This window comes from Celeribacter halophilus, from assembly GCF_900114135.1.
In the GTDB taxonomy this organism is placed as follows: Bacteria; Pseudomonadota; Alphaproteobacteria; order Rhodobacterales; family Rhodobacteraceae; genus Celeribacter; species Celeribacter halophilus.
Map to the genome: position 1 here is coordinate 1 of NZ_FORY01000055.1, position 2,311 is coordinate 2,311.

The 2,311-nt window shown below is 51.6% G+C and carries 3 protein-coding genes and 1 pseudogene; all 4 read right to left on the reverse strand.

Annotated elements, in window-relative coordinates; genetic code table 11:
* Positions 1-84 (reverse strand): SMR family transporter (locus BM152_RS19660; RefSeq protein WP_280139012.1); only part of this gene is annotated, 84 nt, incomplete at its 3' end.
* A 463-nt stretch (positions 85-547) separates the two neighbouring features.
* Positions 548-889, reverse strand: coding sequence for a hypothetical protein (locus BM152_RS18705; protein WP_066598813.1), 342 nt, complete (start codon positions 887-889; stop codon positions 548-550).
* Positions 890-1,343: 454 nt separating this feature from the next.
* Positions 1,344-1,706 (reverse strand): annotated as a pseudogene (locus tag BM152_RS19755) (relaxase/mobilization nuclease domain-containing protein); the annotation flags it as partial.
* Positions 1,706-1,984, reverse strand: coding sequence for a plasmid mobilization protein (locus BM152_RS18710; RefSeq protein WP_066598814.1), 279 nt, complete (start codon positions 1,982-1,984; stop codon positions 1,706-1,708). The pseudogene BM152_RS19755 and the gene BM152_RS18710, both read right to left, overlap by 1 nt.
* Between the last annotated feature and the right edge of the window lie 327 nt (positions 1,985-2,311).

Consider the following 2,311-nt stretch of genomic DNA (forward strand, 5'->3'; position numbering starts at 1 on the left):
AAGAGTGAAGCCGAGAGACTTTTTCATCGCGAAAGCCCAGATAACTTCCAGAATGCCGGCTATGAAAAGACAGATCCAAGCCATGCTTGTTCTCCTTGTGCCGGGCCGTCCCGTATGGTGACCAAGATGGTGAGGTCGTCCTCATGTGAGAGAATAGGGGGCATAAATGTCTTGGCAACTAGACCCACGACGTGGAAAACGGGGAGGGCCGGTGAAGGGCCTTGTGGCAGGCATATCAATGTGCGCAGGATGCGGACAGGACCGTGGGCTGGCAACATCTACGGACCATAGATTTCTAATGTGTCCTCGGTGGGCGGTGCGGGCTCTATGATCTCTCTGCGCACGAGGCCGTGCTTGATCGCGATATCGCGGAACATGAGTGCATCTGCATTTTCAGAGTTTACCTCACAGGTTTCAGGAGAGCAGGTAACAACGCTTCGATCCACGAAACGGATCACGAGCCCGTGTCGTGATATGCGGCGCCAGCGTGCCCCCGCAAAGTTCTGGTGTAAGGTTTGTATGACGTGCCCAAGCCACATTCCAAACCTCAAGGGTTTTCGACTGGCGCCAGAAGCAGGTGGTGCATTTCCTCGATCTGTTTTGCCATGATCTCTTGCGTTGCTTTTGTTTCTTTGACGGATGCCGTGAGTGCTTCGATCTGCTTCGCCAAATCGTGGCGCAGGCTCTGGAATTCCTGAAGCTCCTTCTGAATGTGCTTCAATGCATCGAGAAGGGCCTGCCCGATCTCCGAGTAAGGTTCCGTGTCGTCCTCCTCCAGCAGACCGAGCAGCGGGTGAAGCTTCTCGACTTTCTTGTCCGTTCCTTCGAGGGTCTTGAGCAAGAGTTCGTCGCTGGTGGGCAATGTCAGTGGGGTGCGTGTCTGTGTCATTAAGTATCCTTTCTATGTTGTTGAGATGTGGCTTCACGGCCCTGATAACCGCCATGATGTCTAGCTGTAGAAGCCTCCGTGAGAGCGCCTCGCAATATGCGAGCCGGGATTTAATGTGACGAGGCTCGAATGCTGTCCCGAGCCCGCCGCCGCCACGAGAAAACCCTGCTTGTTCATACAGCCAATAGGGCACCCCATCTGGACCGCACTCTTCAAACCTTTTGATTGGCGGCTTGCAGCGAGACAAAGCCACATCGAATTCCTCGACGTTGCGTGGACGTGTTTGACGAAAAACGTCGCACAGAGCGCCCGCCAACTGTCGAGCGCGCGGATCATGCAGCCGCCTTGAAGGAAGAGGGGGTGTCAGCGTCGGAATGTCCGGATTGAAGTATATAGGAGTTTCGAGGCCAAGACGTCTCGCCATGGCAATATGGTTGCGTTCCGTTTGCAATTTTGAGCAGCGGGGGCGCACCTCCATTCCATCAAACTGACGAAGTGCAATTGCGATGTGAACATGATCGCATTCACTGTCTGTATGCCTGGCGGCAATCCAGGGTGTTTTAACTGCATCAAGTCCCATCAGACCCAATTGAAATATCACGATGCTTTCCCACAATGTGCGATCAGCCTGCATACCTTTGGGCAATGACAGGGTGACATTCAAATACTTGCTACCCTTAGAGATGCGCTCGAAGCGTTGCCTCAAGCTATACCTTCCTTGTCCCAGAACGGTGCCACCAATCAATTCAGAACTGTCCCGGAGATTGTAATGATCCAGGAATTTTGCATTGGAATGAAAGCTGGAATATGCGCGCATCACCTCTCTCCTTCCTTGTCTTGCATTATGTCAACGAGGCGATCGAGCGAAGATACGATCCTCTCAAATTGCTTTTGCGGAGCCTTTCCAAAGCGGTTGAGAGCAATCCCGACTTCTCCTATTGTCTCGGCAACCGCTGCGTTTGTCGCACCGCCAAGTGCTGCGCGCCGCATATAATCCGCACGCGACGCCAGCCCGGACTTTTTGAGCATACGGTCGATCTGCTCTTGTTCTTCGTCAGAGAGCCGGACTTTTACAATGTTGGGGCGGGCGACCATGTTTCACTTCTTCCGCAACTTCTGGATTGCATTGTTCGTTTTGCATGCCGATAAAATTCATCGCAGCAGCGTTTCTGACAGGGTTGAAATGTTTACCGAGCGTTAAATGTCTCGCGTGCGCTAGAACCTAAATCGAAGGGCCCGTTTTTAGCCTCCAGAATTGTTTTCTTCATTTTTGAAATTTCCATGTTTTGGGGTGCAGGTTTCTTGCTTTCATCATAAATGATCGCGCTTGAAAGGCCGCCTGGAAAGTTTCAAAAACGAGCGGGAAATTGTGGATAAGTTATTGTTTTTATGTGTTTAGGAAAAACTTTATGAGAAAATTTT

What these genes read in the sequence shown, in the direction of transcription:
- BM152_RS18705 (WP_066598813.1), bottom strand. Translation starts at nt 889, where the DNA reads ATGACACAGACACGCACCCCACTGACATTGCCCACCAGCGACGAACTC.
- BM152_RS18710 (WP_066598814.1), bottom strand. Translation starts at nt 1,984, where the DNA reads ATGGTCGCCCGCCCCAACATTGTAAAAGTCCGGCTCTCTGACGAAGAA.